At 71.4% G+C, this 24,502-nt stretch carries 24 protein-coding genes; 16 read left to right on the top strand and 8 right to left on the bottom strand.

What is annotated here, in order from left to right; all coding sequences use genetic code 11:
* Positions 1-199: 199 nt before the first annotated feature.
* Both dhaL and ACYVD1_RS23940 read right to left on the bottom strand, forming a co-directional pair.
* Entirely contained in the window at positions 200-838 is a 639-nt protein-coding gene (gene dhaL, locus ACYVD1_RS23935; RefSeq protein WP_460776732.1) for a dihydroxyacetone kinase subunit DhaL, read from the bottom strand.
* An 8-nt stretch (positions 839-846) separates the two neighbouring features.
* Positions 847-1,842 (bottom strand): dihydroxyacetone kinase subunit DhaK, encoded by a 996-nt coding sequence (locus tag ACYVD1_RS23940; RefSeq protein ID WP_460776734.1) that lies wholly within the window; start codon positions 1,840-1,842, stop codon positions 847-849.
* A 307-nt stretch (positions 1,843-2,149) separates the two neighbouring features.
* Between ACYVD1_RS23940 and ACYVD1_RS23945 the strand changes: the two genes are divergently transcribed.
* Positions 2,150-3,364 carry a DUF418 domain-containing protein gene (locus ACYVD1_RS23945; protein WP_460776735.1) on the top strand — a complete coding sequence of 405 codons (1,215 nt, stop codon included), beginning with the start codon at positions 2,150-2,152 and terminating at the stop codon, positions 3,362-3,364.
* Positions 3,365-3,527: 163 nt separating this feature from the next.
* Here ACYVD1_RS23945 and ACYVD1_RS23950 read toward each other — a convergent pair whose 3' ends face one another.
* Genes ACYVD1_RS23950 through ACYVD1_RS23965 form a run of 4 tightly spaced genes read right to left on the bottom strand, consistent with a single transcriptional unit; the run spans position 3,528 to position 5,615 of the window.
* Complete coding sequence (locus ACYVD1_RS23950) at positions 3,528-4,145, bottom strand: Asp23/Gls24 family envelope stress response protein (protein WP_460776736.1); 618 nt, start codon at positions 4,143-4,145, stop codon at positions 3,528-3,530.
* On the bottom strand, positions 4,142-4,837 hold the full coding sequence (locus tag ACYVD1_RS23955) for a DUF6286 domain-containing protein (RefSeq protein ID WP_460776737.1): 696 nt from the start codon (positions 4,835-4,837) through the stop codon (positions 4,142-4,144). Before ACYVD1_RS23955 ends, ACYVD1_RS23950 begins: the two co-directional genes overlap by 4 nt.
* Complete coding sequence (locus ACYVD1_RS23960) at positions 4,831-5,016, bottom strand: hypothetical protein (RefSeq protein ID WP_460762201.1); 186 nt, start codon at positions 5,014-5,016, stop codon at positions 4,831-4,833. The genes ACYVD1_RS23955 and ACYVD1_RS23960 overlap by 7 nt, the downstream gene beginning before the upstream one ends.
* 41 nt (positions 5,017-5,057) lie before the next feature.
* The gene (locus tag ACYVD1_RS23965; protein WP_460776738.1) at positions 5,058-5,615 is read right to left on the bottom strand and encodes an Asp23/Gls24 family envelope stress response protein; all 558 of its coding nucleotides are present in this window, start codon (positions 5,613-5,615) and stop codon (positions 5,058-5,060) included.
* A 193-nt stretch (positions 5,616-5,808) separates the two neighbouring features.
* On the opposite strand from ACYVD1_RS23965, the gene ACYVD1_RS23970 reads away from it, so the two are divergent.
* From ACYVD1_RS23970 to ACYVD1_RS23985, 4 genes are all read left to right on the top strand, one after another.
* A complete protein-coding gene (locus tag ACYVD1_RS23970) occupies positions 5,809-6,360 on the top strand; it encodes an RNA polymerase sigma factor (RefSeq protein WP_460776739.1) in 552 nt (183 codons plus the stop codon).
* Positions 6,351-6,893, top strand: a complete 543-nt coding sequence (locus ACYVD1_RS23975) for a hypothetical protein (RefSeq protein ID WP_460776740.1) — start codon at positions 6,351-6,353, stop codon at positions 6,891-6,893. Before ACYVD1_RS23970 ends, ACYVD1_RS23975 begins: the two co-directional genes overlap by 10 nt.
* Positions 6,894-7,002: 109 nt before the next feature.
* Positions 7,003-7,575: a sigma-70 family RNA polymerase sigma factor gene (locus tag ACYVD1_RS23980; protein WP_460776741.1), complete on the top strand. Its 573-nt coding sequence runs from the start codon at positions 7,003-7,005 to the stop codon at positions 7,573-7,575.
* Complete coding sequence (locus ACYVD1_RS23985; RefSeq protein ID WP_460776742.1) at positions 7,572-8,237, top strand: anti-sigma factor; 666 nt, start codon at positions 7,572-7,574, stop codon at positions 8,235-8,237. Before ACYVD1_RS23980 ends, ACYVD1_RS23985 begins: the two co-directional genes overlap by 4 nt.
* A 139-nt stretch (positions 8,238-8,376) precedes the next feature.
* Here the strand turns inward: ACYVD1_RS23985 and ACYVD1_RS23990 are convergent, their stop codons facing one another.
* Complete coding sequence (locus tag ACYVD1_RS23990; RefSeq protein ID WP_460776743.1) at positions 8,377-9,018, bottom strand: CHRD domain-containing protein; 642 nt, start codon at positions 9,016-9,018, stop codon at positions 8,377-8,379.
* A 187-nt stretch (positions 9,019-9,205) separates the two neighbouring features.
* Here ACYVD1_RS23990 and ACYVD1_RS23995 point away from each other — a divergent pair, with 187 nt between their 5' ends.
* The 10 genes from ACYVD1_RS23995 to ACYVD1_RS24040 all read left to right on the top strand — a co-directional run bounded on the left by ACYVD1_RS23995 (position 9,206) and on the right by ACYVD1_RS24040 (position 21,694).
* Positions 9,206-10,033 carry an ACT domain-containing protein gene (locus tag ACYVD1_RS23995; RefSeq protein WP_460776745.1) on the top strand — a complete coding sequence of 276 codons (828 nt, stop codon included), beginning with the start codon at positions 9,206-9,208 and terminating at the stop codon, positions 10,031-10,033.
* Between the two features lie 115 nt (positions 10,034-10,148).
* The gene (locus tag ACYVD1_RS24000; RefSeq protein ID WP_460776746.1) at positions 10,149-10,961 is read left to right on the top strand and encodes a L,D-transpeptidase family protein; all 813 of its coding nucleotides are present in this window, start codon (positions 10,149-10,151) and stop codon (positions 10,959-10,961) included.
* A 117-nt stretch (positions 10,962-11,078) separates the two neighbouring features.
* The gene (locus ACYVD1_RS24005) at positions 11,079-11,840 is read left to right on the top strand and encodes a protein phosphatase 2C domain-containing protein (protein WP_460776747.1); all 762 of its coding nucleotides are present in this window, start codon (positions 11,079-11,081) and stop codon (positions 11,838-11,840) included.
* A gap of 421 nt (positions 11,841-12,261) precedes the next feature.
* Positions 12,262-12,807: a hypothetical protein gene (locus tag ACYVD1_RS24010; protein ID WP_460776748.1), complete on the top strand. Its 546-nt coding sequence runs from the start codon at positions 12,262-12,264 to the stop codon at positions 12,805-12,807.
* Positions 12,808-13,238: 431 nt separating this feature from the next.
* Positions 13,239-14,507: a multidrug effflux MFS transporter gene (locus ACYVD1_RS24015; RefSeq protein WP_460776749.1), complete on the top strand. Its 1,269-nt coding sequence runs from the start codon at positions 13,239-13,241 to the stop codon at positions 14,505-14,507.
* A 138-nt stretch (positions 14,508-14,645) separates the two neighbouring features.
* Positions 14,646-15,173, top strand: a complete 528-nt coding sequence (locus ACYVD1_RS24020; protein WP_460776750.1) for a PadR family transcriptional regulator — start codon at positions 14,646-14,648, stop codon at positions 15,171-15,173.
* Complete coding sequence (locus tag ACYVD1_RS24025; protein WP_460776751.1) at positions 15,170-15,904, top strand: ABC transporter ATP-binding protein; 735 nt, start codon at positions 15,170-15,172, stop codon at positions 15,902-15,904. The genes ACYVD1_RS24020 and ACYVD1_RS24025 overlap by 4 nt, the downstream gene beginning before the upstream one ends.
* Positions 15,901-18,258 carry an FtsX-like permease family protein gene (locus ACYVD1_RS24030; protein ID WP_460776752.1) on the top strand — a complete coding sequence of 786 codons (2,358 nt, stop codon included), beginning with the start codon at positions 15,901-15,903 and terminating at the stop codon, positions 18,256-18,258. The genes ACYVD1_RS24025 and ACYVD1_RS24030 overlap by 4 nt, the downstream gene beginning before the upstream one ends.
* A 115-nt stretch (positions 18,259-18,373) precedes the next feature.
* Positions 18,374-21,139 (top strand): DEAD/DEAH box helicase family protein, encoded by a 2,766-nt coding sequence (locus tag ACYVD1_RS24035; protein ID WP_460776753.1) that lies wholly within the window; start codon positions 18,374-18,376, stop codon positions 21,137-21,139.
* A 105-nt stretch (positions 21,140-21,244) separates the two neighbouring features.
* Positions 21,245-21,694: a hypothetical protein gene (locus ACYVD1_RS24040; RefSeq protein ID WP_460776754.1), complete on the top strand. Its 450-nt coding sequence runs from the start codon at positions 21,245-21,247 to the stop codon at positions 21,692-21,694.
* Between the two features lie 27 nt (positions 21,695-21,721).
* Here ACYVD1_RS24040 and ACYVD1_RS24045 read toward each other — a convergent pair whose 3' ends face one another.
* Complete coding sequence (locus ACYVD1_RS24045) at positions 21,722-22,981, bottom strand: FAD-binding protein (RefSeq protein WP_460776755.1); 1,260 nt, start codon at positions 22,979-22,981, stop codon at positions 21,722-21,724.
* 328 nt (positions 22,982-23,309) lie between these two features.
* Here ACYVD1_RS24045 and ACYVD1_RS24050 point away from each other — a divergent pair, with 328 nt between their 5' ends.
* Complete coding sequence (locus ACYVD1_RS24050) at positions 23,310-24,347, top strand: hypothetical protein (RefSeq protein WP_460776756.1); 1,038 nt, start codon at positions 23,310-23,312, stop codon at positions 24,345-24,347.
* Positions 24,348-24,502 lie beyond the last annotated feature (155 nt).

Below are 24,502 nucleotides of genomic sequence, written 5' to 3' on the forward strand. Positions count from 1 at the left end.
CCACTGACGCGCGAAGCGCTCGATGGCGACGACCTTGAGGCGCGTAGCGGAGACGGCCACCATCGGGCGGCAGGAAACGGGGAAACCACCCGCACAAGACCAACACCCCCACGGGCACACCCCGCACACCCCGCCGCTAAGAGCACCGAATACCCAGCACCGAACACCCAGCACCACGACCCATCGAAGCGAAGCAGAATCACCCAGCGCCCTCGGCGGCCTCAGCAGCCTCAGCAGCCTCAAAGAACCACGCCACCGAAACCGCGCCCGGGTCCAGCACGTCCTGTGCGCGCTCCCCCAGGTAGCTGGCTCGGCCGCGGTGGGCGACCATGCCACGCGTCGAGTCAGCCCCCGCGCGGGCCGCGCGGGCCGCCTCGCGCACGGCCTCGCCCCAGGACACCGCGCTACTCGTGGTGAGCGCCTCGGCAGCAGGGGCCATCGCGTCAACCATGGTCTTGTGTCCCACCTCGGCCTTGCCGAGGCGGCGGACGGCACCGGTGGCGGTGTCGAAGGCTTTCGCCAGGTCAACCACGGACCAGGGGGCGGACGGGCCCGCGCCGAGACGGCCGAACCAGAGGCCGAAGAGGGGCCCGCTGGTACCGCCCGAAGCAAGGAAGGTATCGGAAACAGACTGGAAGACCCCGGCCGGGTTCCCGCCCTCCAGGTTGGTGCGGACCCGCTTGAGCGCGGAGCTGATGTTCCAGCCGAAGTCGCCGTCACCTGCCTGTCTGTCGAGTTCGGTGAGCTCGTCCTCGTCCCTGATCACCCGGTCGGCGAAAGCCAGGAGCCAGGCCCTGGTCTCCGCTCCGGTGAGTTCACTGGTTTCCGTCATCGTCATTCCTCCGCTCACCAGACCAGTGCGGGCGTGCGCACCGGTGCGTCCCAGAACTTCACGAGGTCGTCGGTCAGCACGGTGAGCGTGATCGACAGCCCTTTCATGTCCAACGAGGTCACGTAGGGACCGACCAGCGATCGGGCAACGTTCACGCCCAGACCGTCGAGGACCCTGCGTGTCTCGCGGGCCGCAACCCCGAGCTCCAGGCCGTGGGTGGCGCCGAGGCCGTTGACAATGGCGAGTACCGAGTCCCCGCGCCGGATACCCACGGACTCCACGATCGGGTTGACCAGGCTCTCCACCAGGGCGGCGGCCTCTGTCACGGGGCGGGTCTCGATACCGCGCTCCCCGTGGATGCCCACACCGAACTCCATCTCGCCCGGTTCCAGCTCGAAGGACCGCTTTCCGGTCATCGGGTTGGTGCACGCCTCGAAGGCAACGCTGAGCGTCGCCGAGCGGTCCACCACGTCGCGCCCCAGCGCCCGCACGTCGGCGATGGGCGCACCGGCCTCGGCCGCCGCGCCGCACACCTTCTCCACGGCGACGACGGCCGCGGTTCCCCGGCGCCCTGGCCCACCGTCGTCCTCGCTCTGGGTGGCGAGGTCGTCGTCGACCAGTACCTGTTCGACCCGGTGCGTCTCGGCGAGGAGTTCGGCGGCGATGCCGAAATTCAAAACGTCGCCGGTGTAGTTCTTCACCACCACCACCGTTCCCTCGCCGGAGTCGGCGGCCTGGATGGCAGCGCGCACTTGGAGGGCATTGGGGCTGGCGAACACGTCGCCGGGCACGGCCGCGTCGAGCATGCCCGACCCGACGAACCCGGTGTGCAGCGGTTCGTGCCCCGAACCCCCTCCCGATAGCAGGGCGACCTTGCCGGTGGCGGGTGCCCGCCGGGTGACGAACAGGGGGTCGGTGTGGACGTCGACCAGGCCGCCGTGGGCCTCGACGAGTCCCTCCAGTGCCTGTTCGACCAGGGTCTCGCGTTCGTTCATGAAGAACCGGCTCATGCCGCCTCCTGGGTTCGGATCCCTCGGCCGGAGCACAGCGCGACGGAGAGGGCGCCGTGTCCCATCCCCGGCCTACCCACTTCCGGCGGTGCCAGTGCCGACGCCGGTGCCCCCTCTGGAGCCGGTCGGACCCGATCGGGGCCGACCGGACAGGCGGACCGGCCGACCGGTGGTCACGGGACCGCCGATCGGCTGGCCGGTCAGCCGATGCGGTCGGCACCCCTCCAGCTGGAGACTGGATGGCGCAGATCTCCCAAGCGCATGGGCCATGACGGAGCAAGCGGGTCAAGAGAGAGGACAAGTCGACATGTCGGCCACAACGGGGAGCACACCCCCGAGAGCACCGCGCAAGCTGGCGCCGGACCTGGCCCGCGGCTTCATGCTGCTGCTGATCGCCATGGCCTACGCGGGCGTGTACGCCGGGGTCGGTTTCGGCACCGAGATAGCGGACGAACCGCTACAGGACCGGGTGGCGTCGGTGTTCACGACGCTCTTCCTGGACAACCGGGCCTTCCCGATGTTCGCGATCCTCTTCGGCTACGGCATGGCTTGGATGGTCTCGCGACAGCGGGCGCGCGGCACCTCCGAAACGGAGGTCCGGCGGCTGCTGCGCAGGCGCGGCGGCTTCCTGCTGCTGTTCGGCTTCGTGCACGCCTTCCTGGTCTTCCCCGGCGAGATCCTCACCTCCTACGGCCTGGCCGCCCTGGTCACCGGCTGGTTGCTGCTGCGCCCCAACCGGACCATCGTGCGCGCGGCCGTGGTGTTCGCTGTCTTCTACGCCGTCACCGTGCCCGTCGCGATGGTCTTCATGAGCGTGGGCATGCGCACCGAGGGCGCGGAGGCCTTCGCCATGCCCGGCTACCTGGCCCTCGACGACTGGATCGAGCGGCTCGTCGGCCTGCCGTTCGGGCCGGTCTTCATCGCGGTGGCCTACCCGCTGCTGCTCCTGGTGGTCATCGGGTACCGGGCCGGTCGGGCGGGGCTGTTGGACGATCCCGCCGCGCACCGGTCCTTCCTCACCAAGGTCGCGGTCGTCGGTATCACGGTCTCCGTGTTGAGCGCGGTGCCCAGCGCGCTGACCGCGCAGGGCGTGCTGGCGCCGGACGTGGTCACCGAGGGCCTGTTCATGGGGCTTCAGGTCCTGACCGGGGTGTTCGGTGGCGCCGGGTACGCGGCGCTGTTCGCCCTGTGGGGCACGCGTCTGGAGCGCACGCGCGGGCCGCTGACCCGGGCGGTGGCCGCCATGGGCGAGCGGTCGCTGACCTTCTACATCCTGAACTCGGTGCTGGTCGCTGTCGCGCTACAGCCTGACCTGGTGGGTCTGGGGACCGTGGTGGGCGGCGCGGGCGCGCTGCTGGTGGCGGCGCTGGCCTGGTCGGTGAGCCTGGCCTTGGCCGCGTGGCTGGCGGTCCGCAACCGGCCGGGACCGCTGGACCAGATGATGCGCCGCTGCGTGTACGGGGGCCGTAAGGCGCGGCGCCGGGAAGAGGCCGCCCACGGCGAAGGCCCCCGGTCCGCCTGACCGGAGCCCCGGTGCTGCACGGCCGCCTCGGACCTGAGCGGCGGCCGCGTCGGCAGAGGGTGTTCCGACGGGGGTGGGGGCCTCTCGGGTCCTCCCCTTTGACCCGGGCCCGCACCACCCCCGTCGCTCAGCCCGAACAGTCTCCGGTTCGGGCGAGTCCGGGTCAGGCGAGTTGCCTGCCAGAGGGATGGCCGGACACCGAGACGCGCAATACGGTCGGCAGCCGGTCAAGGTCCAGGGATGTACGCAGTCTGACCAAGGCCTCGTTGCGACACCGTTGCCACACGGCCACCGGGTCGGCGTCCTCGGCGAGGACGAGTTCCAGATGCAGGCAGGGTTCGCGCGCGGACTCGGTCATGTGCGCCCTACTCCGGCGAACCCCCGGATAGGCGCTGACTTCCCTGTTCAGTGCTTTGCAAGCGGCGCGGGCGAGGATGTCGGTGCGCCCCCGGTCGCCTTCGTCCAGAAAGAGCGCCGGCACCCGGGCTGAGCGCCCCTGGACGAGCAGCCAGCGGAAGGCGACCAGGGTCACCGCCACGGTCAGTCCCGCGGCCGCGTATGGCACCCAGGGTGCCGCCAGCAGCGGGGCGAGGTCGCCCCACACGGTGTCTTCCGCGGCGAGCGGGCCGAGGGTGCCCGGGGGGCCCAGGACCCCGAAGGGGTCGAACAGCAGCACGGGTGCCACCGCTCCGATGGCGATCAGCAGGAGCCCGACCAGGGCCAGTCCCTGCCGGTTTCCCCGGGCGGTCCTGCGTGCGGCACGGTGCGGATAGCGACTCACCGGAGCTCTCCCTTCACTCTGCGGATCCGGGTGCGCACGCGCACCGGCCGGGCCGGGGCGAGCTCGGCGACCCGTTCCCGAACTGCGCTCGCCACCCTCGTCCGCAGTTCGGGGTCGGGGCGCTCGGGGGCGCGGGCCACGACGCGGACCGAACGGTTCCGCACCCGGGCGTGGACCTCGGTGACCCCGTCCACATCGCGGGCGGCGTGCTCGACCACTCTGCGCAGTCCGCGCTGGGAGAGGCCGACGGCCAGGTCCCGGTCGTCGGTGCGCAGCACCATGTGGCTGCTGACCCCCGGGATGAGGGCGGTGAGGAGCAGGTACAGGCCGACCACCGCACTGACCGCGGACCCGAAGAGCATCTCGGGGCTGTTCCAGTGGGCGTGGACAGCCGGCTCGGAGACCGTGTCCAGCGGGACGAACCGCAGCGGGGCACCGGCCAGCGAACTGATCACCTCGGCCGCGGCCAGGCCGGCGACCAGCACGGTCACGGTACTGACCACCACCGCGGCGAGGGATCGCCGCGGGCGGAAGGTACGGACCGCGACGCGGTGTGCGGCTCGTGCTTCGCTCGGGCTCACGTCGGGCCAGGCGGGCCCGGCCCCGGGCGTGTGTTCTCCGGGCGCGGGGCCCTCGGGCCAGGTCTCCCGGCTCTCCGCCGGCCCTGCTCCGTGGACCGTCGGGCTCACCATCGTGAGCTCCCGTCCTTGCGCGCGAACAGGGTGGACAGGTCCGTCTCCCCCTCATAGGCGCGGCCGACCAGGAACCCGGCGATGCCGAGCGCCAGTACGAGGAGGAAGGCTCCGAACCCGCCGAAGTAGGCCACCAGGCCGAGGAGGGACCCGTAGGCCAGTCCGACGATCGACCACATCGTTCTTGCTCCTTAGTTGTTCAGGGGGATGGTGTTGGGCGTCAGCGGACGCGGGGCTCGGAGGGGGTCTCCTGGCCGCGCACCTCGTCGTCGGGCAGGTGGATGTCGTCGACGGTCACGTTGACCTCGGTGACCTCCAGCCCGGTCATGCGCTCCACACCGGCGGTGACGTTGCGGCGGACCACCGAGGCGAGGTCGGGGATGGAGATGCCGTACTCGACGACCAGGTTGATGTCGACGGCGGCCTGGGTCTGGCCGACCTCCACGGACACGCCGCGGGCGGCGTTGCTGGTGGAGGTGGAACCCGGGATCCGCTCGCGGACGGCGTCGAAGGCACGGGCCGCTCCCCCGCCCATGTGGTGGACGCCGCCGACCTCCCGGGCGGCCATCCCGGCGATCTTGGCGACGACGTCGTCCGCGATCTCGGTGCGGCCGCTGTACTCGGTGCGCGCGGTACCGCGGTCGGTGCGGGCCACATCAGTGCGCGGTGCGTCCGTGCGGGGTGCGTCCGTGCGCCCGGCCGGGGTGTTGTCCAGGACCGCCGGGGTCGGGGCCTCGTGCAGGTCGGCCTTGGCGGTGGCGCTGTTCTTGTCGGCCATCGGGTACTCCTGTGGGTTGTCGGGGGCTCCGGTGTGGTGCCCGTCGTGGGGAAGACACGAGAGGGGCCGGTTGCCTCACGCGAAAATCAATGTGATCTGAGGCACATGTTCCAGCCAGAAAAGAGCTGCGGAATGTAGTTCACTGTTGTCGACAAGTAGTTGCCCCGGCTTCGGGAAAGCTGGACCCGCGTAGATGCACACGGACACCGAACTTCCGGAGAGCGTGCTCGTGGAGCGGGCGCAGGACGGCGACGACGGAGCCTTCGAGTCCCTCGTCCGCCTGCACCAGGACTCCGTGTACCGCATCGCCCTCCGCACCCTCGGCAACGCCGCCGAGGCCAGGGACGCCGCGCAGGAGGCCCTCATCACGGCCTGGCGCAAACTGCCCGAACTGCGGGACCCGCACACGTTCCGGGCCTGGCTCCACCGCATCGTCGGCCGCCTCGCCCTGAACTCCGTGCGCGCCCGCAGGCCAGAGGAGCCCGCTGAGGACGACCACACCGGCCTCCGGGAACGGGAGGCCGGACCCGCCGAGCGGGCCCTGGCCACCGATCTGAACGAGGCCCTGAAGGAAGCCCTGTCCGGATTGCCGCCCCCGCAACGGATCTGCTGGGTTCTGCGGGAGATGGAAGGCTTGAGCTATGAGGAGATAGCGGAGATCGTCGACACGACCCCGACCGCCGTACGCGGCCGAATACACCGCGCACGTACCTATCTCGTGGAGGCGCTTGAGTCATGGCGGTAGACCCGTCCGACGACCACGACCAGCTGCCCTGCGGCACCTCCGCCGACATGCTCTTGGAACACCTCCGGGCGGGCACTGCCACCGGGCACGAACGCACCTGTCCGCACTGCCGTGCCGCCGCGGACGAGTTCCGGCCCCTGCTGGCGGCGTTGCGCGACGCGCCGGAGGTCACCGCGCCGCCCGGCCTCCTGGACGACGTGATGCGGGTGGTGCGCTCCGAGGGTCGTTCCAAGGAGACACTCCAGCTGCCCGGGGGCGGCCCAGGAGACACCCGCATCCGCCATTCCGCCGTGTCCGCGATGCTGCGCTACTGCGTCGACCCCGCGGACGGCCTGGTCCTCGGCCGCTGCCGCATCGAACGGACCCCCGACGGCCTGGTCATCGCCGCCAACGCCCGGGTGCTCGCGGGCACCGTCATCCCCGAAGCCACGGCGGCGGCCCGACGGACCATGTCCGCCTTCGTCGAGGACCGCCTCGGCCTGCGGGTCGCCCGGATCGACATCGACGTCACCGACGTCATCAATCCGCGCTGATCCCCGGTGGTTTTTCTTCCCGAACGGTGAACGCGGAGCGCTCCGGTGACGTAGACACTCTTCCAACACACTTCAGTGGGACCGACCGGCGACCAGGGACGGGGGACGGATGGGCCGTGTGCTTCGACGGCGCCGTCAGCGCGGAGACGGTACCCCTGAACCGGACCTGCGTGACGAGGGCGGTGTCCAGGCCGCCTACAACGCACACGGGCCAGAGCTGTACCGGTTCGCACTACGCCAGCTCGGCGACGAGGTCGCTGCCCAGGACGTGGTGCAGGAGGTCTTCCTCCGCGCATGGCGCGCCGCTGACCGGTTCGATCCAGAGCTGGCCAGCCTGAGGGTCTGGCTGTTCGCCATCGCCCGAAACGTCCTGGTCGACGAAATGCGTCGCGCCGCCAAGCGACCGCTGCCCATGCCGCCGGGCGGGGGCGGACAACTCCCGGAACGCTCCACCGGGCGGAGTCTCGACGAACAGGTGATGCAATCCTGGCTCGTGGAGGAGGCGCTCCAACGGATCGGGGCCGAGCACCGGGCCGCCCTCGTGGAAACCTATCTGCGGGGCCGTCCCTACGCCGAGGTCGCCACCGAGCAGGGCATCCCGGTCGGCACGTTGCGCAGCAGGCTCTTCTACGGGCTCAAGGCCCTGCGCGTGGTCATGGACGAGTTGGGGGTGCGCGAATGAGCAGGGACTCCCACCGAGGGGTACGCGACCTCCTAGGCGCGTACGCACTCGACATGCTCGACGGCGAACAGCGGGCGTCGGTCGCCGCCCATCTCGACGGCTGCGACGAGTGCCGCGCCGAACTCGACTTCATCGGTCCCGCCGCCGAACTCCTCCCGTTGGCCGACTCCGACCGCGTCGCCCAGCAGCCCGCTCCCCCGCCGGAGCTCGGCGAGAGGGTTCTCGCGGCGGTGCGTACCGAACGCGCGCCCCGTCAGCGCGCCCACCGGACCCGCCGTCTCGTGGCCGCCTGCGCCGCCACCCTCCTCGTCGGGATCGGCGCCGGGGTGGCCGCCGGTCACGCCGCCTTCGCACCGGACCCGGTCCCGCTGGAGAGTGTGGCCACCACCGTGCACGACGGTCAGGTGGACGCGGACGCAGAGCTGATCCCGCACACGTGGGGTGTGGAGATCCGGCTGACCGGTTCGGGTTTCGCGGAGGGCGGCACCTACCGGGCCACGCTCCACGACGAGGACGGTGGTACCCACCCGGCGGGCGAGTTCGTAGGGGTGGGCAGCGAGCCCATGGTGTGCAACCTCAACAGCGCCCTGCTCCGGGAGGACGCCGTGGGGTTCGAGATCACCGACGAGAGCGGCGAGCCCGTGATCACGTCGTCCTTCTGAGGGGCGGGTTTCGGGAGCAGCCTCTCCGGAGCGGCCTCTCCTCAGCTGGGCGATTTCGGGGGCAGTCAGGGAGCGTCGCGGCGACCACGCCCCCCGAAGTCACCGCGACGCCGTCTACTCGGCCTCGACCCAGGCCCTACTACCGGGACGAGCCGGGCAGCAGGGATCCCATGCCGCCCTTGCCCTTGTCGTAGCCGCCGTAGCCGTGGTCCACGAGCTGGCCGCGGACCGCACCGGCCGGGAAGTCGGCGGTATGGGTGTCCGCGTAGTAGCTCTCCGGGTCGTCCTCGATCTCGGCCACGGTGAAGCCCAGGCCGGTGTCGTTGCCGTCGTCGCCCTCGAGGCCGGTGGTGAACGGCCCCTGCATACAGCCGGAGCTGCGCAGGACGCCGTCACCGTCGTCCACGGGGTCCGGGAAGGCCAGGCGCGGCGGGCCGAACTCACCGTCGGCGGCCTCGTGGATGTGGGTCGCGGTCTTGGCGGGGCTCTCGTAGGGCGGGGTGACACCGGTGAGCGCGATGTCGTAGCAGATGATGTCCGCATCGCTGTTGAGCCGGAACGCGAACGATCCCCAGGTGCCCTCCTCGCCGACGACCGGGTTTCCCTCGTCGTCGACGACCTCGTCGGGCATGGCCTCGACCCAGAACTCGCTGGTGAACATGTCCGGCTCGGGGACCTCCTCTCCGGCGTGCGCGGCCGCGCCCTGCGTCGCCACCAGGATCCCGGCCGCTGCCGCCGCCACCGCGCCGGCCGTGATCCGCCTCGTCGCTGTTCTCGTCAACTGGTTCCCCCGTATGTCACCGACCGCGAGATCTCCGCGGACACCCCTGCATACGAATGCCAACTACCTTGTGTTCAATACCAAGCACAAAGAGTGCGCAAATTCGTGAGGGGTATCACTCTCCGTCGTTACAGCCTCGACACAGAACAACGATCGGGCGCAACGTCGGATTGGCACCGTCGAAGGCATGGACGTTTCCAGTAGCAGCCATGGAACCGACGACCGCCACGGATTCTTCGGCCGAGAGGTGCTGGAGATGGGGACACTCCTGTTCGCCGCGGGCGCGGCGCACCTGGTGGTGGTCTCCTTGGGACACAGCGACAGCGGTATGCGGACCCTGATCGCGTTGGGGGTCCTTCTCCTCGCGTTCTCCGCGCTGCACCGCTGGCACCGGCACCGCCGGACACGCCGACAGGACACCAGCCGGGCGACGGCGCCCGAACACCCGCGCTCCGCCTCCCCCGTCGAGGACCGGCTCTGGAGTGTGCGGGTCACCGTCGCCGACGTGCCCGGCGGGCTCGCCGCCCTGACCGGCCGGTTCGCAGCGCTCGGGGTCGATATCCGCCTGATGCAGGTCCACCCCGACGGCCCCGACGCCGTCGACGAGTTCTTCGTGAGCGCACCAGCCATCGTCGGCGAGACCGACCTCCACCGGGCAGTGCGGGACGCCGGAGGGCGCGACGCCGTGGTCCGGACCGCCGACGTCCACGAGCTCAGTGACACCACCAGCCGAACCCTCACCATGGTGGACGCACTGATCTCCGGCACGGCAGACCTGGAGCGCTGCCTCCTCGCCCTGGCCGCCGCCCAGGACGTCCGCCACGTCGATTCCTCGGACGGTCACATCCCCCGCGAGGAGCTCTCCGGCACCGCCATGACCCTGCCCTCGCCCGACGGCGCCCTGACCGTCTACCGCGTGGGCGTTCCGTTCACGCCCGTGGAATTCGCCCGCTGCCGCGCGCTGGCCCAGGTGGCGTGCTCCCTGCGCGACCGCGCACCGGAGCGGACGGACTGAGTCGCCGATGACCACCGTGACGCGCCACCGAGCCTTGGGCTCCAACGAGACGGCCGCGGGATTCCGCACCGACCCGGATCCGGTGCACTGCCGAGCTTGTGGGTAAATGGAGCCTATGGTTTCCCCTCGATCGCTCCGCGCCATGCACCCCCTCCGCACGACCACCCTCACCTTCGGTGCGACCTGCGCCCTGACCGTTGGTGCGGCCCTGCTGGCCGCTCCCGCGCAGGCCGCGCCCACGGCGACCGCGCCCGTTTCGGCCGCGTTCGCGACCGCCGCGGCCCCCGTTTCAGCCCATGCGGCCGCTGCACCCAGCGCCCCGGCGGTGACCGAGGACCTTCGCTCCGGTGACTCCGGCGCCCAGGTGACCGCGCTACAAGAACAGCTCGCCGAACTCGGCTACTGGATCGACGGCACGGACGGCGAGTTCGGCCTGCACACCGAGCACGCCGTGCTGGCGCTGCAGAAGGCCGCCGGGATCGACCGGGACGGTGTGGTCGGCCCCGACACCAGGGCCGCGCTCGAGGAGGGGACGGTCCCGTCCGCCACCACGGAGTCCGGTTCGGCGGTGGAGATCGACCTGGAGCGGCAGCTGCTGCTGGTCGTCACCGATGGCGAGGTGGAGAGCGTCATCCACACCTCTACCGGTTCCGGCGAGCCCTACGAGGGCTCCGACGGCTCCGAGCGGATCGCCGCCACGCCGACGGGCACCTATGAGGTCTTCCGCGAGGTCGACGACTGGGACCCGGGTCCCTACGGGGCGCTGTACAAGCCCAAGTACTTCAACGGCGGCATCGCCGTGCACGGGTACCCGAGCGTCCCGGCCCAGCCCGCCTCCAAGGGCTGTGCCCGGGTGAGCCTGGCCGCCATGGACTGGTTGTGGGAGCACGGCCACCTGGACGTGCACGCCACCGTGGTCGTGCGCTGAGTCGCAGGCTCGTGCCCCCGGGCCCCGCACGAACCGTCCCGAGGAGCAGTCCAGGAGCGGTTCGAGAACGCGGGGCCCTTCCGTGTTTCCGGGCCCTGGGCGGGTAAGAGGGTGTCCGTGCCCTTTCTCCTCGCCACCGAACCCGGACGCGCCGGCCACCCGAACGAGGACTTCGCCGCGGTCACCGACACCGCCGCGGTCCTGCTCGACGGCGCCAGCGCCCCCAGCGACGTGGACAACGGCTGCACACACGGGGTGGCCTGGTTCACGCGGCGGCTCGGCTCCCTTCTACTGGCCGGTGCGGACTCCGGGGCGCCCCTCCGGGAGGCGCTGGCGGAGGCGATCACGTTCGTGTCCGCCGCGCACGAGGGGACGTGCGACCTCCGGAACCAGGAAACGCCCTCGACGACCGTGGTGGCGGTCCGGATCGGCGGCAACATGCTCGAGTACCTGGTGCTGTCCGATTCGGTACTGCTCGCGGAGGAGGACGACAAGGTCCGACTGATCGCCGACACCAGACTGGACGAACTGCGCCCCAAGGCGGGTCCGGGGACCGCGATCCGGGAGTGGCGCAATGTGCCCGGCGGGTTCTGGACGGCGGGGGCGGACCCGAGAGCGGCGGAGGAGGCACTGACCGGGGTGCTGCCGATGGGCGCGTTCCTGGCGATGAGCGACGGTGCGACCCGTTCGGTGGAGGTGTTCGGGGACCTGACGTGGGAAGGCGCCTTCGGCCTCGCCCGGGACCGAGGGCCGGGGGCACTGCTGGAGCGTGTCCGTGCGCTGGAGGCCGCGGATCCGACCCGCGAGCGGTATCCGCGCGGCAAGGGCAGCGACGACGCCACCGCCCTTTGGTGGGCCCCACAAGCCCCTCCCTCTTAGTTACGGTCACCCGCAACTCCGCTTTTCGGTCCGGTCATTTCCCGCAGCCAAAAGATCACTCCCCCACCCGTGCCCGAGTGAACAGGGAAAAGAAAGTTTCCGGCATTGCCGACGTTTTTCCTGGGGCTCAAGATCACCTTTGGTCCGCTTTCTGGGAAAAATCCCGAACGGGACAGCACGTGACGAAGGGACCGTGTCGGAAAGAGACGCACGCCTCCCGCAAACCTGGACACCAGGCGCTTCCCCGCACCGACTTCGTCCGGTAGATTTCGCCTTAACCGATCCGTGGGAGTTCCCGCCCGCACCGACCCCCGACGTTCGGCCTTCTTCGAACCCCCTCTTCCGCACCCTCCCCGCAGAGGTGCCGGACCACTTTTCTCATGACACTGGCCGTCTTCTCGACCGCCGAAAAGGAGACCGTGTGAGTGCCCCGGGCGTCCTCGAACCGACCGGCCCCAACCGCTCACTCCTCAAGGACTGTGGGCTGGACCGCGTCCCCTCCGGGCCCGTGCCCTCCCCCGAGGCGGTGTCCCCCACCACCGCTGGGCCCTCCACTGATTCCGGGCGCCCGGCCGAGACCGCACGCCCGGAGCCGGAGCAGCGTCCCGACCCCATGAACTCGGACTCCCCCGCAGAGTTCCTGCTGACCATGCGCCGCTACCTCGCCTGGGCCGGAGACTGGTCGTACCTGGAGCTGGAGTACAAGTGCGGCGGTGTGGTCAGCGCCGCCAAGTTCCAGCGCGCCCTCGAGGGCACAGAGCTGCCCGGATACGTGTTCCTGATGGCCTTCGTGACCGCCTGCGTCGGCACCGACGAGGGCGAACGCCTCCGCTGGGCCACGTCCTGGCACCGCCTCCGCCGCGCCGCCCGTGCCGAGGAGGACGCCCGCCTTCGCGCCTTGCGGGAATCGGGAGCGGAGCAAGCGCTGGATCCGGCCCCGCTGAACCGGCCGGACAGCCGCACTTGAACATCCCGACCATCCGGGGCTCACGGGGCTGACCCCGGGAATCACGGGGACGGAAGAGCGAACGGAACTGCGGGGCGCACGGGCCCGCGGAGCTCACCGGGCCCGCGGGGCGAACGGCCGCACCGACCATGGGCTGGCGGCGGTCTCCGGTAGGTGACAGAGTCGCCTACCGGACCGTCGGGTCGGTGCGCGCCTAGGCTTGGGTGAGCGCCCTCACGGAGCCCGGAAACGCCCACTGGCAGGGGCTTTCGGGCTGTGGTTCGGATCACCGGCCAACTCGGGTCAAGCGGGGATTGCCCTTCGGGGGGCATCCGTTGCACGCGGAGTGTCCCCGCTTGGGACACACATGAGGTGCCCCACCCGAAGGTGGCTCACGGCGCCGCACACCCGCCCCCAGGTCGTACCCGACCTTCCCATGCTCTGGAGAGCTCGTGAGCCTTACCGCCGTGCGCCCGAACGCGCGCCAGAACAGCCACGCGGACGCCGTCGGCGCGACGCCGCGCCGTTCCGTCGTCCTGCTCGTCTTCGTCCTCGGTGTCCTGTCGGCCATCGGCCCGCTCGCCACCGACCTCTACCTGCCGGCGCTCCCCGAGATCGCCGGGGACCTCGGGGCCACCGAAGCCCGGGTCAAGCTGACCCTGACCGCGGTCATGGCGGGTCTGGCCCTCGGACAGCTGGTCGTGGGCCCGCTCAGCGACCGCTGGGGCCGCCGGGCACCGCTGCTGGCGGGGACCGCCGTGTTCACCGTGACGACCCTCGCGATCGTGTTCGTGGACTCGGCCGAAGCGTTCATGGCCCTGCGCTTCCTCCAGGGCCTGTCTGCGGCGGCCGGGCTGGTGGTCTCGCGTGCGGTGGTCCGGGACGTCTTCCACGGCGATACGGCGGCGACCTTCTTCTCGCGGCTCATGCTGCTGACCGGCCTGGCCCCCATGCTCGGCCCGGTCCTCGGCGGTCAGCTGCTGCTGTTCGGCCCGTGGCAGCTGATCTTCGGGGTGCTGGGGCTGGCCGGGGCGGCGGCCTTCGCCCTGGTCCATTTCGCCCTGCCGGAGAGCCTGCCCGTGGAGAAGCGGCAACGGCAGGACCCGCGCGTCCTCGTCCGCACCTTCGCCCTTCTGCTGCGCGACCCGAAGTTCATCGCGCCGACCATGGTCCTCGCGCTGAGCTTCGGGATGAGCTTCACGTACATCTCGGCCTTCTCGTTCGTGTCGCAGGCCCAGCTCGGGGCCAGCGCCCAGCAGTTCAGCCTGATCTTCGGCGTGACCACGCTCGGCATGATCCTCGGCAACCAGGTCAACGTGGCGCTGATCCGGCGGATGGAGCTGCGCCGCCGCCTTGGTCTGGGTCTCTTGGGCGCGATCGTCTCTGTGCTGGTCCTGGCCGCTCTCGCCGCCACCGACTGGGCCAACCTGGTGACCGTCACGGCCGCGCTGTTCGTGATGATGGTCTTCACCGGGCTCATCTCGCCCAACGCGACGGCGCTGGCCCTGTCCGGGCAGCCGTCCGAGATCGCCGGGACCAGCTCCGCCCTGCTGGGGACACTCCAGTTCGGCGTGGGTTCGGCGCTGGCCGCGACCGCCGGGATGACCGGTGCTGCCACCCTCGGGAGCATGGCGGCGGTGATGCTGGCTACGGCGGTGGCCGCCGCGCTGGTGTTCCTGGTCGCCACGGTGCGCGGGCACACGGTGGTCCCGGCCGCCTGAGCCCTGTTCGCTGAAACCGTCCGCTGCCGCCCCGCCGTTTCCGCCAAGGGCCCTGGCCACACCCGCCAGGGCCCTTGGCGCTGTCCGGCTCCGGCCAACTATACACATGGGGTATACTCCGTGTGTATAGTGAGCCCCATGTCACTCGGTCAGACGTTCCTCGGACTACTGGAAACGCGGCCCCAACACGGATACGACCTCAAACGGGCCTACGACGAGCGCTTCGCCACCAAGCGACCGCTCGCCTACGGCCAGGTGTACGCCACCCTCTCCCGACTCCTGAAGTACGGACTGGTCGAGGTGGAGTCGGTGGAACCCGGGGCGGGCCCCGAACGCAAGCGCTACGCCGTGACCGACGCCGGGATCACCGACGTCGCCCGGTGGCTGGCCCAACCGGAGAACCCCGAGCCCTACCTCCAGAGCACCCTGTACACCAAGGTGGTGCTCGCGCTGCTCACCGACCGGTCCGCCGACGACGTCCTCGACATCCAGCGGGCCGAACACCTGAAGCAGATGCGTGTCCTCACCCGCCGCAAGGCCGACGGGGACCTCGCCGAACAGCTCATCTGCGACCACGCCCTGTTCCACATGGAGGCCGACCTCCGGTGGCTGGAGCTGACCGCGGCCCGGCTCAACGACCTCGCCGGGGAGGTGGTCCGCCGATGACCTCCGACCCCCTGCTCTCGGGCACGCCCGGGCACGCCGTGCCCGGGAACACCGGTGCAGCACTCATCACCGCCTCGGGACTGAGCAAGTCGTTCGGCCTCACGCAGGCCCTCCAAGACGCCTCACTGTCCCTGCACGAGGGCGAGGTCGTGGCCGTCATGGGCCCCTCCGGATCCGGAAAGTCCACCCTCATGCACTGCTTGGCCGGCGTGGTCCGCCCGGACGGCGGCGAGATCGACTACGACGGCATCGACCTCGTCGGTGCCCCGGACACCCTGCTCAGCACCCTGCGCCGCGGCGAGTTCGGCTTCCTGTTCCAGTTCGGCCAGCTCGTCCCCGAACTCTCCTGCGTGGAGAACGTCGCCCTGCCCCTGAGGTTGGGCGGGGTGTCCCGGCGCCGTGCCGAACGCTCCGCGACCCGCTGGCTGGACCGGCTGGACGTGGGTGACGTGGCGGCCAAACGCCCCGGTGAGTGTTCGGGTGGCCAGGGCCAACGGGTGGGCGTGGCGCGCGCCCTCATCACCCGGCCGCGCGTGGTGTTCGCCGACGAACCCACCGGTTCGCTGGACTCGCTGAACGGTGAGCGCGTCATCCGCCTCCTCACCGACGCCGCCCGGGAGAGCGGGGCGGCCGTGGTGCTGGTGACGCACGAGCCACGGGTCGCCGCCTACGCCGACCGCGAGGTGATCGTGCGCGACGGCCGGACCCGTGACCTGGGAGGGACCCGGTGAGCCGCGGCGAGCATTCCGAGAGGCCGCACCGGGAACCCCGGCCCTCCGCACTGAACGATCTCCGGATCGGGCTCCGCCTGTCCATGACGGGCGGACGGGAGAGCGTGCTGCGCACCCTGCTCACCGCGGTGGGCGTGGGCCTGGCCGCGGCGATGCTGCTCCTGGGCGCGTCGCTGCCGACCATCCTGGACAACCGCGCGGAGCGGGCCGCCGACCGCCTCGACTACGAGGTCGCCGAACACCCCCAACCGCCCGCCGCCGACGGCACCCTGCTGTCCGCGGTGGCCGACGACTGGTACCTCGACGAAGACATCACCGGGCGGGTGGTCCGTTCGGAAGGGCCGGACGCGCCGCTGCCTCCCGGTGTCGAGACCCTGCCCGGCGACGGCGAGATGGTCGTCTCCCCCGCCCTGGCCGACCTCCTGGAGGACCCGGAACACGAGGTCCTCGAGCGCCGGTTCGACGCCGAGGTGGTCGGGGAGATCGGGCCCGAAGGGCTGGGCGGACCGCAGGAGCTGGCCCACTTCACCGGCAGCGATGACCTGGATGAGGAGCGGGGCACCCGCCTGACCCACTACGGCGGCGAGCCGGATTCCGGCCAGGACGAACCCGTCATCCTGTTGCTGGGCGTGGTCGGGACGGTCGTGATGCTCACCCCGGCCCTGGTGTTCCTCGCGGCGGCGGTGCGCTTCGGCGGAGATCAGCGCGACCGGCGGTTGGCCGCGCTGCGGTTGATGGGCGCGGACCGCGCGGCGACCCGGCGGATCGCCTCCGGGGAGACCCTGGTCGGAACGCTGGCCGGACTGGCGCTCGGCGTCGTGTTCTTCCTGTTGGGACGCCCGATAGCGGAGGTCGTGCCGATCGCCTCGGGTGTGTTCGCCACCGACGTGGTGCCGCGGCCCGTGCTGGCGGCACTGGTATTCCTCGTCGTGCCGGTGCTGTCGTTGTGGGTCGCCCAAGCGGCGCTGCGCAACGTGGTCGTCGAACCGTTCGGGGTGGTGCGCCGGGCCGAGCGCCCCCGGCAACGGCTGTGGTGGCGCCTGGTCCTGCTGGCTCTCGGGGCCGCCATGCTCGTCTACGGGCTCGACGGAAGCCTCCACGGGGTGATGTGGGCCCCCGTGGTCGCCTTCGGTGTCCTGGCGGTCCTCCTGGGCACGACCGCCGTCCTGCCCTGGCTCCTGGACCGGCTCTTCGACCGGGCGTCCGGAGGCCCGCTCTCGCTCCAGCTCGCGCTGCGGCGCTTGGGTACCGGGGGCGGTGGCCCGGTACGCGCGGTGAGCGGGATCGTCGTCACCGTGGCGGGCGCTATCGCGCTCCAGGGCCTGTTCGCCAGCGCCGAGGCCGACATGGAAATCCCCGCCGAAGTCCTCGCGGCACAGGCGTACGAGGACGCGGAGTTCGGCGGCGGAAAATTCAACCTGACAGCGGATCTTCCGTTGCGGGACGCCGACGATCCGGGCGCGCGCTTCGAGGACACTCCGGGGGTCGAGGCGGCGCTCGCCTTCACCGGGAGCGGAGGGAGCTTCGGCGCGGACGGGCACGCGGCCCTGCGGGTCGCGGACTGCTCCACGCTGATGCGCATGGCCGACCTGCCCGGGTGTTCACCGGGTGACGCGTTCTCCGCGTCCGAGCAGCTGGCCCCGGGCGACACTGTCTCAGCCAGCGACCCGGAGGACGACACCGCGCTCTGGCAAGTACCGGAGTTCACCCCGGTCGACGAGGTCACCGTGTCGGCCGACAGCACGGACGCGGAGGTCGTCCTCGCCACCCCGCAGGCGGCGGCCGCCTCCGGGGCCGAGGTCTCCGGCGGTGAGCTCTCCGGAGGGGACACCAGCACCGGTATCTGGCTCCGTGTCGACCACACGGCCCCGGAGATGCAGGAAGAGGTCCGGGCGACCGCGACCGCTATGGATCCGCTGGCCCGGGTCGTCTTCTACGACAGTCCCGGAACCGCCTCGCCCCTGGACGGAATCCGCGACATGCTGCTCGCCGGTGCGGTCGCCGCCGTCGTGCTGGTCGCGGCCGGGATGCTGGTGGGCACCATCGAGCAGGTCCGTGAACGCAAACGGGTGCACGCGGTCCTCACCGCTTTCGGTACCCGGCGGCGCACCCTGGTGGCCTCGGTGCTGTGGCAGACGGCGCTGCCCGTGCTGTTGGGTATCGCCGTGGCGACCGCCGTTGGAACGGCCCTGGGAGCCGCGCTCATGGGGCTGACCGGGCTGCCGGTGGGTTTCGACCTGACCGCCGTCCTGCTCATCGCGGGTTCTGGCACCGGCGCGGTGTTCCTCGCAACCCTGCTCGCCGTGCCCGCACTGCTGCGGACGATGCGCCCGGAAGGGCTGCGTTCGGAGTGAGGGAGGGGCGGTCCCGGACGTCGGACATGGGGTCCGGGGCCGGCCAGCTGCCCCGAAAGGGGCGGGGCCGCCCTCCGCCGCCCGGGTTCGGGACGGTCCGACCTAAGCTGGGTGGATGTCCGAGACGGCACCACCGCTGGCCACCGCAGCCTGGCCGGGCGAGCTCCGCCCCTACCAGCGCGAGGCGCTCACCGCAGTGGACGAACGCTGGCGCGACGGCGGGCGGCGGACGTGGATCGTGCTGCCGCCCGGTTCCGGTAAGACCCTCGTCGGATTGCTGGGCCGCCGCACCGTGGTTCTGGCACCCAACACCGCCATCCAAGGCCAGTGGGTCCGGCACTGGGAAGCCTTCGACCGGCCCGCTGACTGCACCGCCGGGAGCGACCGCGACCTCGGCCACGCCGTCAACGTCCTCACCTACCAGTCCCTCGCCGTCTTCGACCCGGACGCCGAAACGGACGAGGAGGGGCGTTCGGCCACCCCCGTCCGGGATCGGCTGCACCCCAACGGACGGGCCCTGGTGGACGCGCTGCACGCAGCGGGGCCGCTGACCCTCCTCCTCGACGAGTGCCACCACCTCCTCCAGGTGTGGGGGCGCCTGCTCGCCGAGATCCTCGACGAACTCCCCGACGCCCACGTGATCGGGCTGACCGGTACCCCCGCCGGGAGCCTCACGGCCGCGGAGAAGAAGCTGGTCGACCGGCTCTTCGGCCCTCCCGTCACCGGGGCGTCCATCCCCGCGCTGGTCAGGGACGGGTACCTGGCACCGTTCGCCGAACTCGCCTTCGTCACCGAACCCACCCTGACCGAGCACGAGTACCTGGCCGGGCAGGGGGCGCGGTTCGAGGCGATGTGCACGGACCTGCTCGCCCCCGGGTTCGCCACCACCGACTTCCTCCCCTGGCTGGACGCCCGTTTCGTCTCCAGGGACACACGGGAGGGCGGCCGGATCGGATGGACCACGCTCGCCGCCCGCGACCCCGAACTCACCGACGCCGTGCTGCGCCTGCACCACCAGGGACTCATCGCGCCGCCCGACGGCGCCCGCCTCCACGAACGGCACCGGCACCCTCCCCAGGCCGAGGACTGGACGGCGCTGATCGGCGACTACGCCAAGCACTGCCTCGACCCCGACTCCGAGCGGGACGACGAGGCCCGCCAGCGGATCCGTGCAGCGTTGCCGTCCGTGGGCTACCACCTCACCCGGAACGGCATCCGCCGGGGCGCCTCCCCCGTGGACCGGGTCCTCGCCCGCAGCGCCGCGAAGTCACTGGCCACCGTGGAGATCCTCGCCGCCGAGAAGGACGCGGTGGGACCCCGGCTGCGCGCCCTCGTCCTGTGCGACCACGAACGCGCCTCCGCCCGCGCACCCGCCGCACTCCGGGGTGTGCTCGCAGATGATGCGGGTTCGGCCTGGCTCCAGGTGGGCCAGCTCGCCGCCGACCCGCGCACCGCGGCACTGGACCCGGTACTGGTCACCGGGCGCACCGTTGCAACCGGACCGGCTACCAGCGCCGCGTTCCTGGACTTCGCCCGCGAGGAACTGCCCGGGGTGGATCTGTCCGTCCGCGAGACCGAAGGCCTGCACGTGGTGGAGGGCGCCTGGACCTCACGCACCTGGGTGGGTGTGGTGACGCGGTTCCTGGAGTCCGGCTGCTCCCAGGTGCTGGTGGGCACGCGCGCGCTCCTCGGTGAGGGGTGGGACGCGCGCGGGGTGAACACCGTGGTGGACCTGACCACCGCCACCACCCCCACGTCCGTGGTGCAGAGCCGGGGCCGGGCACTGCGGCTGGACCCGGACTGGCCGGAGAAGACCGCGCACACCTGGACGGTGGTGTGCGTCAGCCACGAACACCCGCGCGGGGCGGCCGACTGGGGCAGGTTCGTGCGCAAGCACGAGGGCTACCTCGGGGTGAGCGCCGACGGCGAGGTGATGAGCGGGGTCGCGCACGTGGACCCCGAGCTGTCCCCGTACGAGCCGCCCGCCGAGCCGAAGGCGGTGAACGCGCGCATGCTGGAGCGTGCCGCCGACCGGGAGGGAACCCGGAACCGGTGGCGGCTCGGCGAGGGTTACCAGGACCGGTTGCTGACCACCCTCCGGGTACGCGGGGTCCGGGACGCCGCTGTGGGCACGGACGCCGGGGTCACGGGCGCGGTGGGCGCCGAAGCGTCGGCGGGCGTGAAGACGGCGGGTGTGGACCTCCAGCCGCCGTTCCCGCCCCGGGTACTGACCGGGCCGGACGGGGTCGAGGTTCCGGGCGGAGCGGGCCCGCCCGCGGTAGCGGTGTTTCTGGCACTCGCGACGGCAGTGTGCCTGGTCACGGCGCTGGTCGCGCCCTGGCTGCTGGCCCCGGCCCTCGGCTTCGGGGCAGGCGCGGTGTGGTCGTGGCTTCGGCGCCGGAGGGAGTGCGCGGAGTTCCGCCGGGAAGCTGCTCTGCCGGTGGAGACGGCCCGCTACGCCTGTGCCGTGGCCGACGCCCTGCAGAACGCGGGCCGCTCCCGGGCGGGCGCGGATCGGGTGCGGATCCACGTGGACACCGACGGCGTATACCGGTTCACGCTCGCCGCCCCGGACGCTTCAGAGCTGTTCGCCGAGGCGCTTGACGACGTCCTCGGACCGCTGCTGGGCAGCCCTCGCTACCTGGCGCCCCGCTACGTTCCCGCGGAGCAAGGACCACCGAGCGCCGTCTACCACGCGGTGCCCGCGGTGCTGGCCCGCAACCGGAAGGGGGCCGACGCCTTCGAGGCTGCGTGGAACCTGTGGATCAGCCGGGGACGGGTGGTCCACACCCACACCGACGAGGGCCGCGTACTCCTGTCCGCGCACTTCGGCAGCTCCCCGGTGGAGGTGTCCACGGCCCGCCGCCTCGCCTGGGAGTGAGACCCCGGCGGCCCACCGGTGCCCCCGCATCCCTCCTGAACGGACGAGTGCCCGTGGGGGTAGGCGGGGGCGGACCGGCGCACACCGGGCCATAGCATCGGGCACATGCGCACGTCCCCCGTATACGCCGTGGTTCCGTTGGCGCTTGCGCTGTCCCTCACCGGGTGCTCGGGCACCAACACCGCCGGCTTCGACAGCGCCATCACCGTCTCCCACCCGAAGGGCGCCTACGAGTCCGAATTCCAGTGGGGAAACAACGCCCACGTGCACTACCTCGTCCATGAGGTCACCTTGACCGAACCCGGCCGCGCGGACTTCGAACTCACCGTCACCGTGCCGCGGCTGGGACGGATGTTCGGCTTCGTGAACCTGGACGTCACCTGCGAGGTGGACGGCGAGACCTCGGCGGCGGACACGGACGAACGCCTCGGTGAGGAACACGAAGGGGTCTTCGAGTTCCCCATGTGGTGCGCCGTCCCCGAGAGCGCCGAACACCTGGCCGTCGAGATCGGCCACCACGACGAACACCTGCGCTTCGAGGGCCCGCTCGACTGACCGGGGAGGCAACCAACCCTGAAGCGGTCAGCCCCGTGGGAAGTAGTCGTCGGTGAAGGCGTTGCGGAACTTCCCGGCCGGGTCGAAGCGCTCCAGGAGACCGGCGAAGTCGGCCGCTCGTTCGTAGCCACCGATCACGCTCCGCGGCTCCAGCGTGGTGAGCTTGCCCCAGTGCGGACGGGCTCCCAGCGGAGCGAGCCGTTCCTCCACCGCCTTGAGCACGGGAGCCACCGCGTCCGGTTTCCGGTGCCAGGTGAAGTGGAAGGTCACCGAGTCCCGTCCGTGAGCGGGGCTCAGCCACAGGTCGTCGGCGCGCACCGTGCGCACTTCGGCGATGTACAGCACGGGGGCAACCAGGGAACCGATGCCGCGCAGCGCCGCGAAGGCCTCCGGGGCCGCCTCGCGCGGCAGGTAGAGCTCCGACTGCAGCTCCTCGCCCGCGCTCGGCGGCAGTTCGGGGCGGAAGTGCGGCAGGCGTTCGAACCACGGGGCGCCCACGCCCAGTTGCCCGGTGGCGGGCTCGGGCGGCATCCCGGGTACCGGGTGCTCCGGGCCGCTCGCGGGGCTGCCCCCGCCCCAGGGGCCCTCGGGCTGTCCCACGCGGCGCTTGAGCCACACCCGGCCCGTGTCCCCGGCCCAGTCGGTGAACAGGCTGACGCTGTAGGCGGAGCCGAACACCCCGTCGAAGGCGGCGGCCACCTCGTCCAGAGGCACGTTCAGCCGGACCCGCTGGGACATCTCGAAGGTCGGCTCGATGTCCAGGGTGAGCCGGGAGACGATACCCAGGGCCCCGAGCGCAACCACGGTCCCCGGAAAGGTCTCCGGGTCGCTCTCGCGGCTCAGCCACACGGCCTTGCCGTCCGGACCGATCAGCTCCAGCCCGCGCACGGCGGCGGACAGGCACCTCTGCCCGTCCCCGGAGCCGTGGGTTCCGGTGGCGCAGGAACCGGCCACCGAGATGTGCGGCAGCGAGGCCAGGTTGCCGAGGGCGAAGCCCCGCCGGTGCAGTTCCGCGGCGAGCTCCGTGTACCGGGTCCCGGCGGTGACCGTCACGGTGGACTGGTCAGCGTCGACCTCAATCTCCCGCGGGAGGGCGTCCAGCCGGACCAGGTCGTGCCCGGAGTCCGCGACCCCGTTGAAGGAGTGCCCGCTGCCCAGGGCCCGGATACGCGGGCTGTCCCGGACCAGAGCGGAGAGTTCGTCGTGGCTGCTGGGCCGGTGGATCCGAGGGCTGGCGAAGGTGAGGTTCCCGGCCCAGTTGCGTGCCGGCGCGGAAGAGGTGGGCATGGGGGTCTCCGGAGGGGGCGGTGGCGTGGGGCGACGCCCGAGTCGGCCGGGAGCGATCCCACACCCGGGGACCGCTCACGCTACCGAACCCGGCACCGGAAGGCTGCGGCGCGGGGCGGATAGGCACAGGGTGCGGGTTATCGGTTCTTCACCGCGGTTACCTTCGCCCGATATCTCTTGGAACTACGGTCGACAACCGGTAGAGGCAGGCGGGCCACCCCACGCCTACCGCTACCCAGCACCCCGGCCCGTCGGAGGCCCGTGCGTCACATCCCCCTTCCGGCCGCTCCTCAGGACGCGTCCGGATCCGATCCGAACAAGGATTCTCTTGATCAACTGTTCCCAGAGCCGTGCCCGTCGAGTGCTCCGCGGCGGGATCGCCTTCGCAGCCTTCGGCGCCCTCAGTGTGGCCGCCGCGCTGCCCGCCCAAGCGGACACCGGAGAGGTCGGGTACGTAGCGGCCAACGTCGCCGAAGAGGGGTCCCTCAGCGCGCATTACTCCCAGGGCGGAGACGTCCACGGCACCAATAAGTACCTGGATGCCTTCAACGGAGAGATCTTCGCCGAGTCCAGGACCCACATCCATGCCGACGTGGTGGAGGACGAGCTCCTCGCAGCCGTGTCCTTCGAAGAGCTCCGGATCGAGCTCACCGAGGCCAACGTCGAGGCCATGCGCGATGCGGCCGAGGACGGGGTCTCGCAGCCGGGCCTGGAAACCCCGGAGGACGCATCCGACGAACTGGTCCTCGAGGCCTCCTTCTTCGACGAACAGATCGAGGTCACCCAGAACTGGGCGGGCGAAGAGGTGTTCACCCACACAGAGGGATCCGAGTCCGTCGGGGTGAACGAGGTCGGCGCAGGGTTCTCCCTCGTCACGGACGAGGAGCTCTGGGAGAGTTCCTACGAGGGCCAGGACTACTGGGGTGCCACCCACAGCCTGGACCTGGTCGTGGACTTCCCCGACGAGGGGTTCAGCGTCACCTACGAGGTCGGCCAGGGCTGGGTCGGCGCGGACATCGAACCCGGGGTTCCCGAAGACGACGAGGACGGCTCCGGGGACAAGGACGAGGGCGGCAAGGACGAGGAGGACCAGGGCGAAGGCGACGACAACGGGTCCGGTGGCCAGGGCAGCGACAACGGCGAGGGCCGGGACGAGGGCTCCGAGGGCGGAGCTGCCCCGGACGGCAAGGACTCCACAGGCGAATCCGGCACCGAGTCGGACGACCTGGCCGTGACCGGTTCTTCGGTCGTCGGCCTAGTGGCCGCCGGTGCCGCGATTGCCGCTGGCGGCGGCGCGGCCGTCTACCTGGCCCGCCGCCGGAAGGGGTCCGCGGGCGAGCCCGCCGGGGAGCGCACCGAAAGCTGAGCGCGGGCGACTGTCCGCCACTGAAGCGGCATCCGGGATCCGCCCCGGGTGCCGCCTTCTTCCCTTGGGTTCCCCGGCGGCTACCGGGCTGGGTTTGGGGCAACACAAGAAGAGACCCGGCTTGCCAAAGCAAGTGCCGGGCTGGGTTTGGGGCA

The organism is Nocardiopsis nanhaiensis (assembly GCF_054778635.1).